This window comes from Arthrobacter sp. LjRoot78, assembly GCF_964254335.1.
Taxonomy (GTDB): domain Bacteria; phylum Actinomycetota; class Actinomycetes; order Actinomycetales; family Micrococcaceae; genus Arthrobacter.
Genome location: NZ_CAXUTG020000001.1, coordinates 2,478,886 through 2,491,539 on the forward strand (window position 1 = coordinate 2,478,886; position 12,654 = coordinate 2,491,539).

The window sequence follows — 12,654 nt, forward strand, 5'->3', positions numbered from 1 at the left end:
AAAGCGCTGCGGTTGATATCGCAGCCAGGCATCGGGCGGCTATGCCAGCAGCGAAGGCTTCAGCTGCTGCAGGCGGCCCAGAAGGCCATTGATGAACGACGGCGACTCGTCCGTGGACAGCGTCTTGGCCAGGGCCACAGCTTCGCTGACGGCCACGCCGTCGGGAACGTCGTCGTTATAGAGCAGTTCCCACGTGCCGATGCGCAGGATGATGCGGTCTACCGACGGCATCCGTTCCAGCGTCCAGCCCTGGGAGTAGGTCTCCAGGAATTCGTCAATGGCGGTCTGGTGGGAGACCACCCCTTCAACGATTTCAAGGGTGTAGGGATTGACGATCTGGTCGGTTATTTCACGCCGCGACCGCAGCACATCAAAAGCCGAGAGGGAGCGCTGCTCCGCCTCGAAAAGAACATCCAGGGCCCGGTTACGGGCCTTACCGCGGGCGCTCACTAGTCGTTGACCCGGCCGAGGTAGCTGCCGTCGCGGGTGTCGACCTTGACCTTGGTGTTGTTCTCGACGAACAGCGGCACCTGGATCTCGTAGCCGGTTTCGAGCGTTGCCGGCTTGGTGCCGGCGGAGGAGCGGTCGCCCTGCAGGCCCGGCTCGGTGTAAGTGATTTCGAGGACGACGCTCGGCGGCAGCTCGATGTACAGCGGGGTGCCTTCGTGGATGGCGATGTTCACCATCTGGTTCTCGAGCATGAAGTTGGTGGCGTCGCCAACGGTCTCGGCGGACACGGTGAGCTGGTCGAAGTCCGACGTGTCCATGAAGACGTAGTCGGCGCCGTCCTGATACAGGTACTGGTAGTCTCGGCGGTCAACCGTGGCGGTCTCGATCTTGAGGCCGGCGTTGAAGGTCTTGTCGACCACCTTGCCGGACATAACGTTGCGCATCTTGGTGCGGACGAAAGCGCCGCCCTTGCCCGGCTTCACGTGCTGGAACTCGATGATGTTCCAGAGCTGGCCCTCAAGCTTCAGCACGGTTCCGTTCTTGATGTCGTTTGTGGTTGCCACTGGTATCCTCTGGTTTGTATCTGACTGCTTCAAGCCGCCAGCCGGTTATATCGCGCAGGCACGCCAAAAGGCCGCCAGCGAGTTTTTGTCAAAAATCCAAGAACCATTCTACCGGTAATGCCGGCGGGCTGCTGCGAGGGCCCTTAGGACGACATTTCCAGGACGTTCCGCGCCCGTTGCAGTGCGACGGTGGATGAGTAGATCAGCGCGGCATCGGCGGATCCCGCCACGCGCAGGTCAAGGGCCTTGGCGAACTCATCGACGGCGGCTGCGGTATTGCCGCCGGCATAGTAGGCCCGCCCCAGGTGCTGGTGCGCCAGGGCCTCCAGCTCGGTTCCCTGGACTTCGCCCAGGAGCTGGCGGAACAGGTCCACGGCCCTGTCAAAGCGCTTGGACACCCGCAGTACCTCGGCTTCAAAAGTGCGGAGCCTGAAGGATTCGGGGTCGTTGTAGCGTGCTTCGGCGAGGAGTTCCGCGGCGTCTGCGGCATGGCCTTCCGCCAGCAGGACCATGATGCGGTCCGCGGGGTCGGTCGATGCCTGCAGCGCTAAGCTGCACACTTCTTCGTTGACAATTCCCGGCATCAGCGTGTCCGGGTTGATCTTGATACCCGGGAACCCCGCATCCGGCCACTCGCTCGTGCCGCCCATGGAATCAATCATGACGTCGGTCATCATCAAGAGGCAATCTCCTGGTAAGCGGCGAACAGCAGGGAGGTGTCCGGAACGTCGAGAATTCCGGGGCGGGCCACGCCGTCGAGGACAACGAACCGCAGCAGGTCGCCACGGGACTTCTTGTCCCGCCGCATGCCGTCCAGCAGCCCCTGCCACCGGTCACGGCGGTAGGTGATCGGCAGTCCGAGCGATTCCAGGATGGTGCGGTGCCGGTCGGCGTCGGCGTCGCTGAGGCGCCCCACACTGCGGGCGAGTTCAGCGGCGAACATCATCCCCACGGACACGGCAGCACCGTGCCGCCACGAGTACCGTTCCACGAGCTCGATCGCGTGGCCCAGCGTGTGCCCGTAGTTGAGGTACTCCCGCCGGCCGGTCTCCTTGAGGTCCTCCGAGACCACTTCGGCCTTGACTGCGATGGCCCGTTCGATCAGCTCGCGGAGGATCGCCGACTCCGGAACGGTGACGGCGGACGGATCCTTTTCCACAAGGTCCAGGATGGCGGGGTCTGCGATAAAGCCGCACTTGATGACCTCGGCCATCCCGGAAATCAGCTCGTTCCTGGGAAGGGTGCTGAGGGTGTCAAGGTCCGCGAGGACGGCCGCGGGCGGGTGGAAGGCGCCCACCAGGTTCTTGCCTTCGGCCGTGTTGATGCCGGTCTTGCCGCCGACGGCTGCATCCACCATGCCGAGCAGGCTGGTGGGCATGTGGATGACCTTGACGCCGCGGAGCCAGGTCGCGGCCACGAACCCGGCAAGGTCCGTGACGGCGCCGCCGCCGACCGCCACCACTGCGTCCGAGCGGGTGAAGTCGTTCTGTCCGAGGACCTGCCAGCAGAAAGCAGCCACCTGAATGTGTTTGCCCTCTTCGGCGTCCGGGATTTCGGCGGTCAGCGCAGTGAAACCGGCCGAGGCCAGTTCGTCGCGGACGGTATCTCCGGTAAGCCGCAGGGCCCGCGGGTGGATGACCAGGACACGTTTGACGCGCTCCCCCAGCAGTTCCGGAAGGCGTTCGAGCAGGCCGCGGCCCACAACGACGTCGTAGTTGTCAGCGGCAGACTTGCCGGTGACCTTGATGACGGTTGATTCGCTACTCACTTTTCAACTTCCTTTGTTGCGGCCACTGGCTCCGCCGCCGCGGTCTGTGCCGCCGCGTACTCACGCAGCGCCTCTTCCAGCCGATGCCCGAGATCCGCAACGGTTCCGTGGCGGACATCGAAAACGAGATCGGCAAGCCGTTCGTACACGGGCTGCCGGGTGGCAAACAGTGCGCGCCAGCGGCCCATGGCGTCACCTGCCAGGAGCGGACGGCCTGAGTTCCGGGCAATCCGCTCGGAAACCGTGTCGGCGTCGCACTCGAGGTACACAACGGTGCAGCGGCGGAGCAGCTGCTGGGTGCCGGAGTCAAGCACGGCTCCCCCGCCGAGGGAAATGACGGTGCTGGCGTTCCCTGCCTCTTCGATGACCCGCGCTACCGTCCGGGCTTCGATCTCCCGGAACGCGCTCTCGCCGCGGGCGGCGAAGATGTCCGCGATGGTGCCATGGTTTTCCACAATAACGACGTCGGTGTCGACGAACGCCGCACCTAGCTGCTGCGCCAGCTGGTGGCCGATCGCCGACTTTCCAACCGCCATGGGTCCGATGAGGGCGATGGGCCGTCGTGGCACAGCGCCGTGCCTGATGCTGCCCGGCACTACTGGCCGATCGAGTCCAGGGACGCCGGAATGTTGTCCAGGTAACCCTTGATGTTGCGGGCGGTCTCCGCGACCGAATCTCCGCCGAACTTTTCTGCCACTGCCTCGGCGAGCACCAGGGCCACCATGGCCTCGGCCACAACGCCCGCGGCCGGGACCGCACAGACGTCAGAGCGCTGGTGGTGGGCCTTGGCGGCCTCGCCGGTGCTCACGTCGATGGTCTTCAGGGCGCGCGGAACGGTGGCAATCGGCTTCATCGCGGCACGGACGCGCAGGACGTCGCCGATGCTCATGCCGCCCTCGATACCGCCTGCCCGGTTGCTGGTGCGGATGATCCGGCCGTCGGAGTCCTTGACGATTTCGTCGTGCGCGGCGGAGCCCCGGCGCGACGCGGTAAGGAACCCGTCGCCCACCTCAACACCCTTAATGGCCTGGATGCCCATCAGGGCAGCGGCAAGGCGGGAGTCCAGGCGGCGGTCCCAGTGGACGTAGCTGCCGAGTCCGGGCGGTAGGCCGTAGGCCAGCACCTCTACCACGCCGCCGAGGGTTTCGCCTTCCTTGTGCGCCGCGTCAACCTCGGCCACCATGGCGTCCGAGGTTTCCCGGTCGAAGCAACGGAGGGGATCAGCGTCAAGCGCGATGACGTTGTCCGGAACGGGCAACGGCCGTCCTTCGGGCACGGTCACGCTGGCGATCGAAACTGTGTGGCTGACAAGCTCAATGCCCAGTTGCTTGAGGAACTGCGAGGCCACGGTCCCGAGCGCAACGCGGGTGGCGGTTTCGCGGGCACTGGCCCGTTCCAGTACGGGGCGGGCCTCGTCGAAGCCGTACTTCTGCATTCCCGTGAAGTCCGCGTGTCCGGGGCGGGGCCTGGTCAGCGGTGCGTTGCGCGCCTGGTCGGCGAGGATCTCGGGTGCCACCGGGTCCGCAGCCATGATCTGCTCCCATTTGGGCCATTCGGTGTTGCCCACCTGGATGGCCACGGGTCCGCCCTGCGTGATGCCGTGGCGGACGCCGCCAAGCACGGTCACGACGTCCTGCTCGAACTTCATCCGGGCACCGCGGCCGTAGCCGAGGCGCCGACGGGCCAGGGCATCGGCGATCTGGCTGCTGGTGAGTTCAACACCGGCAGGCACGCCTTCAATTATTCCGACCAGGGCCGGGCCATGGGATTCACCGGCAGTCAACCAACGCAACATAAAATCCATCCTGCCACGTAGGGCGGTTAGAACACTCGTCGGGGTGCCCCGACTGCGTCACACATCACATCTATGACATCGGCCGTGACGTCGTCGCCGAGGCCGCTGAAAAACCGCACCTGCTCCACTGCCTGGTACAGCAGCATCTCCAGGCCGGGAACCACGGTTCCTCCCCCGTGCTGCCAGACCGCGGCAATCCGGCTGGGCCAGGGATCATAGGCGACATCGAGCAGGACCCCGGGAGTCGTGGTCCGGAGGCCGGCAAGCTCCTCCGCCAAGGCGTCTGCCCCGTGGGGAGGGAGAGTGGAAATTACGACGTCGGCGGCCGCCATTGCGGTTGCCGCACCGCTCAGCGGAACGATGCGGACCGGGAGGCCCACGCCCTGGGCAGCGGCCCGCGCCTCGGCGGCCCGTCCGGTATCGCGGACATAGATGTCCGCCGACGGCGCGCCCAGCTCGCTCAGGGCCGCGATCGCAGCCGCAGCGGTGCCTCCGCCGCCCAGCACCACCGCGGACGGTGCGGCAGACACGCCGGCATGCCGCACGGCGTTGACGATGCCCGCGACGTCGGTGTTGTAGCCGATCCGGCGCACGGACGGGCCGTCGGCTTCAAACACCACTGTGTTCACTACGCCCAGGATGCCTGCCACTCCGCGGACCTCGTCAACCTCGGAAACCATGGCGGTCTTGAGCGGCATCGTGACGGACAGTCCGCGCCAGCCGGGCTCGTTGCGGACGGCCGCCATGAATGCCGGAAGCTCCGGAACGGTCACGTCAATGGCGGAGTACGCCACGTCAACGCCCAGGCGGGCGTAGGCGGCCCGATGGAGTGCCGGGGACTTCGAGTGGCCGATCGGATGCCCAAGGACGGCAGCCTTCAGGGTCACGTGCAGCGTCCCGCGTTGGCGGCGCACCAGGCGTTGTACTGCTCCACATACACGTTGTGCTCAGCCAATGTCTTGGAGAACTTCGTCTCCTTGGTGTCCAGGTTGATGGTCACCCAGTACATGTACTCGTTGGTCTTTGGCTTCGCTGCCGCGTCGATGGCGTTCTTGCCCGGCGACCCGATGGGTCCCACCGGAAGCCCCTGGTTGGCGTAGGTGTTGTAGGGGTTCGACTTGTCGGACTTCTGGTCCTCGTCGATGTGGAAGCTCTTGATTCCCAGCCCGTAGGTCACCGTGGCGTCGGACTGGATCAGGCCGGCAGTCTCGGTGTTGTTCGGCTTGAGCCGGTTGTAGATGGCACCGGCAACATCGCCGTACTCGGCCTGGCCGCCTTCGGCCTGGACGATGCTGGCGACCGTGACCACGTCGTACTGCTTCGCGGGATCGGTGACTCCCTGCGCCTTCAGCTCGTCAGTCGTGACGGTGACGAGGTTCTTGAGGATGTCCTTCGCCGGCGTCCCCAGCGGGAAGCGGTGCTCGCCGGGCGCCAGGTAGCCTTCCAGGTTCTTGGCCTTGGCCGGCAGCCCGAACTGCGCCGGGGAATCGCTCAGGGCCTTGAGTTCGGCGACGGGTATCCCGGATCCCTGGGAGATCGCCTGCAGCGACTCGCCAATCCGGAGCCCCGCGCTCAGGGCGAAGTACATGACTTTGCCTTCACCCTTGCCCAGCAGGACGGCGACCGCGTCGGAGTTCTTCATCTCCTGGCGGAACTGGAATTCCCCGGGGGCAATGGTTCCGCCGGACGCGGTGAGCTCCCGCAGGAACGTGTCCGCATTGGCCACGACCTTCTGGTCCTGGAGCTTGGTGGCAACTGACCTGGTGCCTTCGCCGGGCTCCACGGATACGTTCACTGCTCCTGCGCCGGGTCCGGGGTAATCGGCGATGGTGTCCGCGCCGAGCAGTGGTTTCAGGAACTGGGCGCCCACCACAAGGGCCGTGACGAAGACCGCAAGCGTCAGCAGGAGCGCCAGCCACCGGCGGCGGCGGCGAACCTTCTTGGATTTGGTCGGGGCGACGCCAACGGAGGACGCGCCGGCCATCAGCGGGTGCCCGGGTTCGTCAGCGTGATGCTCGTGGTGCTCCGCTGCCGGATAGACGTCGGCGTCATCGTAGACATGGTGTGCCTCGTCCTCGTGGTGCCCTGCGTAAGCGGCGTTGTCAGCGTAGCCGTGCTCTGCGTAACCCTGCTCCGCGTACTCGTGGTGCCCGACTTCGTGGTGCCCGGCCTCCGGGTGCAGCTCTGTGTGCGGGTCGTAAGCGTGCGCATCGAGCTCCGCGGAGCCTTCCGGGTGCACAGCCTCTTCGTGGTGGAGCGGCGCAGCGGGCGCAGCTTCCTCGGGGTGCACAGCTTCCTCGTGGTGAGGCGGCGCGGGGTGCACAGCCTCGTCGGGGTGGAGCGGCGCAGCGGGCGCAGCTTCCTCGGAGTGCACAGGACGTTCGTGGTGGAGCGGGACCGCCTGCTGCTGCACAGTGGGCGGCTCCGCCGGCATGGCGGGTGGCACCTGCGGTTCGTCACCGGGCGTCTCAAACGCCTGTGGTGGGACGACGTCATTGCCTTCGGTTGTCAGGAATTTCTCCCTGGCCCGAATTTCCTTGCGCGTCAGCTGACGTCCGGAGTCACTGAATTCCTCACCTGAGGACTCGCCGCTGTTGACCGGGCTCACTGTAGCCTTCCATTTTCTGAAGATTGCACATTGTTTCCGGAGACTGCCTGCTCAGCGTTTCCCGCTGCGGCGTCCCCCGAAAGCCCCGTCTGGGAAACCGCAAACACGCGGCTTCCAACATCCGTTCCCCTGGCTTTTTGCATGTCGATCGCGTGCTGCAGAATTCCTGCGGCGGCAACCTGATCCACCACCTTACGGTGATTCCGGCTGCTCATGCCAGCTTCGTGCAGGTTGCGGTGGGCCGTCACCGTGCTCAAACGCTCATCAATAAGCTGCACCGGAATGTCCGAGCCAAGCCCTGCAAGGGCTCCGGCCAGAAGTTCCGCATAGTCCGTGGCCATCCTTGCCGAAGCGTGCTCTTCACCCTTGAGCGTGCGTGGCAGGCCAACGAAGATCTGGACGGCGTCCAGCTCGGAAGCAAGGGCAGCCAGCACCCGGACATCCGTATTCTTCTTGGCGTTCCGCTCGAGTGTCTTCAAGGGTGTGGCAAGGATTCCGTCGCGGTCGCAGACGGCAACGCCCACACGGACGGTGCCCACGTCCACCCCCAGTTTGATGCCCCGGGGGTAGGCGTCGGGTGCAGCAGATTCGTTCACGGTTCGGTTATCGCCTCGTGATGGCGTCCACGACGGCGGCAAGCGCAGCCGGCACCTTCGCGGCGTCGGTGCCGCCGCCCTGGGCGACGTCGTCCTTGCCGCCACCGCCGCCGCCGAGGATCCCGGCCGCGAGCCGGACAAGGGCCCCTGCCTTGACACCCGCTGCGCGGGCTTCCTCATTGGTGGCGACAAGGATGACGGGACGGTCGTTGCTTACGCCGGCCACTGCAACGGCGGCCGCCTCGGAACCAAGCCGGCTGCGCAGGTCAAGGGCCAGTCCGCGGAGGTCGTCAGCGCCGCTGACCTGTCCGGCGTCGTGCGCAATGACCTTTACTCCGGAAGCGTCCCTGGCCGTACCGACCAGCTGCGCCGCGGCGGCGGTCAGCTGCTCCTTGCGCAGGCGTTCCAGTTCCTTCTCAACCGTCTTGAGCTTGGTCAGCGTGGTGGCGATGCGGTCTGCCAGCAGGCCCGAGGGCACCTTCAGCATTTCGGTGAGCTCCGTGACGAGGGCGCGCTCGGCAGCAAGGTGGCGGAACGCCTCCATGCCCACGAAAGCCTCCACGCGGCGGTTTCCGGACCCTACCGACTGATCGCCCAGCAGGGACAGGCTGCCGATGAGCGAGGTGTTGGCCACATGGGTGCCGCCACAAAGCTCACGGGACCAGGCGCCGTCGATCTCCACGACGCGGACCTCGTTGCCGTAGTTCTCGCCGAAGAGCGCCATGGCGCCGAGGGCCTTGGCCTCGGCCAGTGCCATGACCTTGGTCTCCACCCTGAAGTTGTTACGGATGGCGAGGTTGGAGACTTCCTCGATTTCGGAGCGCGTGGCAGCGCTGAGCCCCTCGCCCCAGGAGAAGTCGAAGCGGAGGTAGCCTGCCTTGTTGTACGAACCGCGCTGCAGGGCCTCCGGGCCGAGGATCTGGTGCAGGGCGGCGTGGACGATGTGCGTTCCGGTGTGGGCCTGCTCTGCGGAGTGGCGCCGCTCCCGGTCCACTGCGGCCTGCACGAGCGAGTCCGCGCCGATTTCGCCCTCGCGGACGATCGCCTTGTGCACGCTCAATCCCTTGACGGGACGCTGGACGTCCAGGACCTCGACGACGAATCCGTCGCCGGTGATCAGTCCGGTGTCGGCGGCCTGGCCGCCGGCCTCGGCGTAGAACGGGGTCTCTGCGAGCACGAGCTCGATCTCGTCGCCCGTGGAGGCCTGGGAAACCTTGCGGCCGCCGGACAGAATGCCGCGGACCTTCGATTCGCCGGCCAGCTCCGTGTAGCCGGTGAAGACCGTTTCACCCTGGGCCAGCAGCTCCTGGAAGGCGCTAAGGTCGGCGTGCGACCCCTTCTTGCCCTTGGCATCGGCCTGGGCGCGCTGGCGCTGCTCGAGCATCAGCTTGCGGAACTCGGGCTCGTCGACCTTGAGGCCGGCTTCTTCGGCCATTTCCAGGGTCAGGTCGATCGGGAAGCCGTAGGTGTCGTGCAGGGCAAAGGCATCGGCACCGGACAGCGGCCGGCCGGCTTCCTTGGAATCCTTCACGGCGTCCTCTAGGCGCGCGGTGCCGGACGCGATGGTGCGCAGGAACGCCTTCTCTTCGGCGTAGGCGATGCGGCTGATGCGTTCGAAGTCGGTCTCCACTACGGGGTAGACGCCCTTCATGGCGTCCCGCGAGGCCGGCAACAGCTCGGGCAGGCAGGCCTTTTCGACGCCGAGGAGGCGCATGGAGCGCACGGCACGGCGGATGAGACGGCGCAGCACGTAGCCACGGCCCTCGTTGGAGGGCGTCACGCCGTCGGCGATCAGCATGAGCGAGGAGCGGATGTGGTCGGCAACAACACGCATCCGGACGTCGTCGGTGTGGTGGGGGTCCTCGGCGGATTCCGCCGAGGTGTACTCCCGGCCGGAGAGTGCCGCGGCCCGGTCGATCACGGGACGGACCTGATCGGTCTCGTACATGTTCTCGACGTCCTGCAGGATCATCGCGAGGCGCTCCATGCCGAGGCCGGTGTCGATGTTTTTCTTAGGCAGTTCGCCGGTGATGTCGAAGTCCACCTTCGAGCGGACGTTATCGATCTGGTACTGCATGAACACCAGGTTCCAGATTTCCACGTAACGGTTCTCGTCGGCGATGGGGCCGCCCTCGACACCATAGGACGGGCCGCGGTCGTAGTAGATCTCGGAGCAGGGACCGGCCGGGCCGGGCTGGCCGGTGGACCAGTAGTTGTCCGCCTTGCCCATCCGCTGGATCCGTTCCGCGGGCATGCCGGTGTTCTTGAGCCACAGCTGCTCGGCTTCGTCGTCCTCTTCGTAGACGGTAACCCACAGCTTCTCGGGCGGCAGGCCGTAGCCGCCATCGGCAACACTCGTGGTGAGCAGTTCCCAGGCGAACTTGATGGCGTCTTCCTTGAAGTAGTCGCCGAAGGAGAAGTTGCCGCACATCTGGAAGAAGGTGCCGTGCCGTGCCGTCTTGCCGACTTCCTCGATGTCACCGGTGCGGATGCACTTCTGCACGCTGGTGGCCCGGTTGTAGGGCGCCTCTTCGCGTGCCGTCAGGTACGGAATGAACGGGACCATGCCGGCCACCGTGAACAGCAGGGAGGGGTCGCTGGAAACCAGGGACGCCGAAGGCACCGCCGTGTGGCCTTTGCTGACAAAAAAGTCGATCCAGCGCTTGGTGATCTCCTGCGACTTCATAACCTGGTTACTTACCCTTCTTGGTTCACGCGTTCTGCCGCGCGACAGTTTGATTCTTATGGCCAGTACCGGAACAACGGCTACTGCCCGTTTAATTCTCCCGCAGCGGCGGCTAGCGCCGCACCACGTCCTGGGATTCAATGCCCAGTGCTGCCCTCAGGTCGGTTTCCCGTTCCTGCATGCCTTCGCGGACGGCGTCGGCGAAATCGTAGATGCCGTCGGCGAGCCGGCCCACCGCCCGGTTGAGGCCTTCGGGCCCCAGGGTGGTCTGTGCCTCGGTGATCTTGCGGAAGGCGATCACGCCAATGGCGACACCGATTCCCATCCAGAGGATTCTTTTCATTGAGTGCTCCGTCGGGATTAGCGGCTGCGGCGGCCGGTGGCGGGTTTCTTGCGGGCGGAGAGGGCGGAGCGGACTCCGTAGCTGAATGCTGCCACCTTGATCAGCGGTGATCCGACAGTGGCCGCCACAAGGGACGACAACGCGGAAATATTGGCGGAGGCGTCCGAGACGTTGGACGAGATGCCGTCAACCTTCTTGAGCTGCTGGTTGGTGGTGGAAACCGTGGCGGTGACTTCGTCCATGAGCGGCGTGGCGCCGTCGCTGATCGCACGGATGGACGTCCGGACTTCGTCAAAAACCCGTCCGAGCTTCAGGATGGGTACGGCGAGGATCAGCACGAGGAGCGCAAACACCCCTGCCGCGATCAGGCCGGCAATATCGCCACCAGACATAGACGTTCATCTCCTTGTGTTTCCGTGGACTGCGGCGGGTCCCGCAGCGGCCTGATGGCCGCCCTTGCGGAAGTCCCCCCAGTACCTTACATACAAAGAAGCCCGCGGCGCTTGCCACGGGCTTCTTTGTATACGCTGCTGGTATTTAGCGTGCGTAGAATTCGACGACGAGCTGCTCTTCGCAGGTTACGGGAACCTCGGAGCGCTTCGGGCGACGAACCAGGCGAGCCTGCAGGGCGTCGAGCTTGACGTCCAGGTAGGCCGGAACCTGGGGCAGGACGTCGCGGTGCGCGCCGGCCGCTGCAACCTGGAACGGAGGCATGGTTTCGCTGCGGCTGTGGACGTGGACCAGCTGGCCCTCGCCGACGCGGAAGGACGGGCGGTCAACGCGGATTCCGTCAACCAGGATGTGGCGGTGCACAACCAGCTGGCGGGCCTGGGCGATGGTGCGGGCGAAGCCGGCACGCAGCACGAGGGCGTCGAGACGCATTTCGAGCAGTTCGATCAGGTTTTCACCGGTCAGGCCCTTGGTGCGGCGTGCTTCTTCGAAGGCACGGGTCATCTGGGCTTCGCGGATGCCGTACTGGGCGCGCAGACGCTGCTTTTCGCGCAGACGTACGGCGTAGTCGGAGTCCTGCTTCTTGCGGGCACGGCCATGCTCACCGGGGCCGTAAGGGCGGCGCTCCATGTACTTGGCGGCCTTGGGGGTCAGAGCAATGCCGAGTGCACGCGAGAGGCGTGCGGTACGGCGAGCACGAGTGTTGTTAGCCACTTGTGTCCTTCCAATATCTGCGGTGTGTCAGTGTTACTGGCCTCCACGATGGAGAGCATCGGCCAACCGCTGCCTTTTGCTACTGGGCACAGGGCATAACCTCAACAAAGTTAATTTGGTGGATTGCGCGTCCGTGCCTTGCCAGACAACGAACTATCCTACCATGATGCTGCTTGCCGTCCCGGCCAGCGGCAGCCGGCCGGCGCCAGCCTGCCGGCGCCTGCTGTCAGATCCGCGCGTGGACTCCGCGGCTGGCCGGACGGCCGAACGACGCGGCGCCCAGGAACTCGACGGCGATGAACGGCTCGGTTCCCACCACCCATTCATCGTGGCCGGGAGGCAGCGTGTAAGTGTCGTTGGCATGGATCGTCGAACGGACGCCGTCGGACGTTTCCACCTCCAACACGCCGGAGACGCAGAATCCGAGGTGGTTGTGCTGGCAGAAGTCGGTTTTCTCGAAGGGTTTGATGCTCTCGGACCAGCGCCAGCCGGGGTTGAGGATCAGCCGGGCCACTGAGTAGTCGTTGACGGTGACAAGGTCGAATTCCGCCTTGTCGGGGCACCGTTTCTTGTCCGGGAGATCGAAGGACTTCACGGATACTGCTGTGACGAAATTTACGGACATGGGACACTACCTGGGAACTGGGACGGAGACGGAGACGCATAAGGTTGTGCCAAGCA

General features: G+C 65.4%; 14 protein-coding genes. All 14 read right to left on the reverse strand.

Annotation, left to right across the window (positions count from 1 at the left end; translation table 11 throughout):
• Positions 1 to 39 precede the first annotated feature (39 nt).
• The 14 genes from nusB to ACSQ1X_RS11535 all read right to left on the reverse strand — a co-directional run bounded on the left by nusB (position 40) and on the right by ACSQ1X_RS11535 (position 12,598).
• Complete coding sequence (gene nusB / locus ACSQ1X_RS11470) at positions 40 to 450, reverse strand: transcription antitermination factor NusB (protein ID WP_028269119.1); 411 nt, start codon at positions 448 to 450, stop codon at positions 40 to 42.
• Positions 450 to 1,013, reverse strand: coding sequence for an elongation factor P (gene efp / locus ACSQ1X_RS11475; protein ID WP_436057760.1), 564 nt, complete (start codon positions 1,011 to 1,013; stop codon positions 450 to 452). The genes nusB and efp overlap by 1 nt, the downstream gene beginning before the upstream one ends.
• Before the next feature lie 143 nt (positions 1,014 to 1,156).
• Complete coding sequence (locus ACSQ1X_RS11480; protein WP_436059331.1) at positions 1,157 to 1,675, reverse strand: tetratricopeptide repeat protein; 519 nt, start codon at positions 1,673 to 1,675, stop codon at positions 1,157 to 1,159.
• A 14-nt stretch (positions 1,676 to 1,689) separates the two neighbouring features.
• Positions 1,690 to 2,781, reverse strand: a complete 1,092-nt coding sequence (gene aroB, locus ACSQ1X_RS11485; protein ID WP_436057761.1) for a 3-dehydroquinate synthase — start codon at positions 2,779 to 2,781, stop codon at positions 1,690 to 1,692.
• The gene (locus ACSQ1X_RS11490; protein ID WP_436057762.1) at positions 2,778 to 3,317 is read right to left on the reverse strand and encodes a shikimate kinase; all 540 of its coding nucleotides are present in this window, start codon (positions 3,315 to 3,317) and stop codon (positions 2,778 to 2,780) included. The genes aroB and ACSQ1X_RS11490 overlap by 4 nt, the downstream gene beginning before the upstream one ends.
• A gap of 59 nt (positions 3,318 to 3,376) precedes the next feature.
• Positions 3,377 to 4,576, reverse strand: coding sequence for a chorismate synthase (gene aroC, locus ACSQ1X_RS11495; protein WP_436057763.1), 1,200 nt, complete (start codon positions 4,574 to 4,576; stop codon positions 3,377 to 3,379).
• Between the two features lie 26 nt (positions 4,577 to 4,602).
• Positions 4,603 to 5,463 (reverse strand): shikimate dehydrogenase, encoded by an 861-nt coding sequence (locus tag ACSQ1X_RS11500; RefSeq protein ID WP_436057764.1) that lies wholly within the window; start codon positions 5,461 to 5,463, stop codon positions 4,603 to 4,605.
• Complete coding sequence (mltG, locus tag ACSQ1X_RS11505) at positions 5,460 to 7,184, reverse strand: endolytic transglycosylase MltG (protein WP_436057765.1); 1,725 nt, start codon at positions 7,182 to 7,184, stop codon at positions 5,460 to 5,462. The genes ACSQ1X_RS11500 and mltG overlap by 4 nt, the downstream gene beginning before the upstream one ends.
• Positions 7,181 to 7,780 (reverse strand): Holliday junction resolvase RuvX, encoded by a 600-nt coding sequence (ruvX, locus tag ACSQ1X_RS11510; protein ID WP_436057766.1) that lies wholly within the window; start codon positions 7,778 to 7,780, stop codon positions 7,181 to 7,183. Before ruvX ends, mltG begins: the two co-directional genes overlap by 4 nt.
• A gap of 7 nt (positions 7,781 to 7,787) precedes the next feature.
• On the reverse strand, positions 7,788 to 10,466 hold the full coding sequence (gene alaS, locus ACSQ1X_RS11515; protein WP_436057767.1) for an alanine--tRNA ligase: 2,679 nt from the start codon (positions 10,464 to 10,466) through the stop codon (positions 7,788 to 7,790).
• Between the two features lie 112 nt (positions 10,467 to 10,578).
• Complete coding sequence (locus ACSQ1X_RS11520) at positions 10,579 to 10,809, reverse strand: DUF6167 family protein (RefSeq protein ID WP_436057768.1); 231 nt, start codon at positions 10,807 to 10,809, stop codon at positions 10,579 to 10,581.
• A 17-nt stretch (positions 10,810 to 10,826) separates the two neighbouring features.
• Positions 10,827 to 11,201 (reverse strand): DUF948 domain-containing protein, encoded by a 375-nt coding sequence (locus ACSQ1X_RS11525; RefSeq protein ID WP_028269108.1) that lies wholly within the window; start codon positions 11,199 to 11,201, stop codon positions 10,827 to 10,829.
• A 145-nt stretch (positions 11,202 to 11,346) separates the two neighbouring features.
• Entirely contained in the window at positions 11,347 to 11,973 is a 627-nt protein-coding gene (gene rpsD / locus ACSQ1X_RS11530) for a 30S ribosomal protein S4 (protein ID WP_011692125.1), read from the reverse strand.
• 226 nt (positions 11,974 to 12,199) lie between these two features.
• The gene (locus ACSQ1X_RS11535; RefSeq protein ID WP_436057769.1) at positions 12,200 to 12,598 is read right to left on the reverse strand and encodes a cupin domain-containing protein; all 399 of its coding nucleotides are present in this window, start codon (positions 12,596 to 12,598) and stop codon (positions 12,200 to 12,202) included.
• Positions 12,599 to 12,654 lie beyond the last annotated feature (56 nt).

Coding starts and splice junctions, on each gene's coding strand:
- ACSQ1X_RS11480 (WP_436059331.1), bottom strand. CDS start 1,675: ATGATTGATTCCATGGGCGGCACGAGCGAGTGGCCGGATGCGGGGTTC.
- ACSQ1X_RS11490 (WP_436057762.1), bottom strand. CDS start 3,317: ATGGCGGTTGGAAAGTCGGCGATCGGCCACCAGCTGGCGCAGCAGCTA.
- aroC (WP_436057763.1), bottom strand. CDS start 4,576: ATGTTGCGTTGGTTGACTGCCGGTGAATCCCATGGCCCGGCCCTGGTC.
- alaS (WP_436057767.1), bottom strand. CDS start 10,466: ATGAAGTCGCAGGAGATCACCAAGCGCTGGATCGACTTTTTTGTCAGC.
- ACSQ1X_RS11520 (WP_436057768.1), bottom strand. CDS start 10,809: ATGAAAAGAATCCTCTGGATGGGAATCGGTGTCGCCATTGGCGTGATC.
- ACSQ1X_RS11525 (WP_028269108.1), bottom strand. CDS start 11,201: ATGTCTGGTGGCGATATTGCCGGCCTGATCGCGGCAGGGGTGTTTGCG.
- ACSQ1X_RS11535 (WP_436057769.1), bottom strand. CDS start 12,598: ATGTCCGTAAATTTCGTCACAGCAGTATCCGTGAAGTCCTTCGATCTC.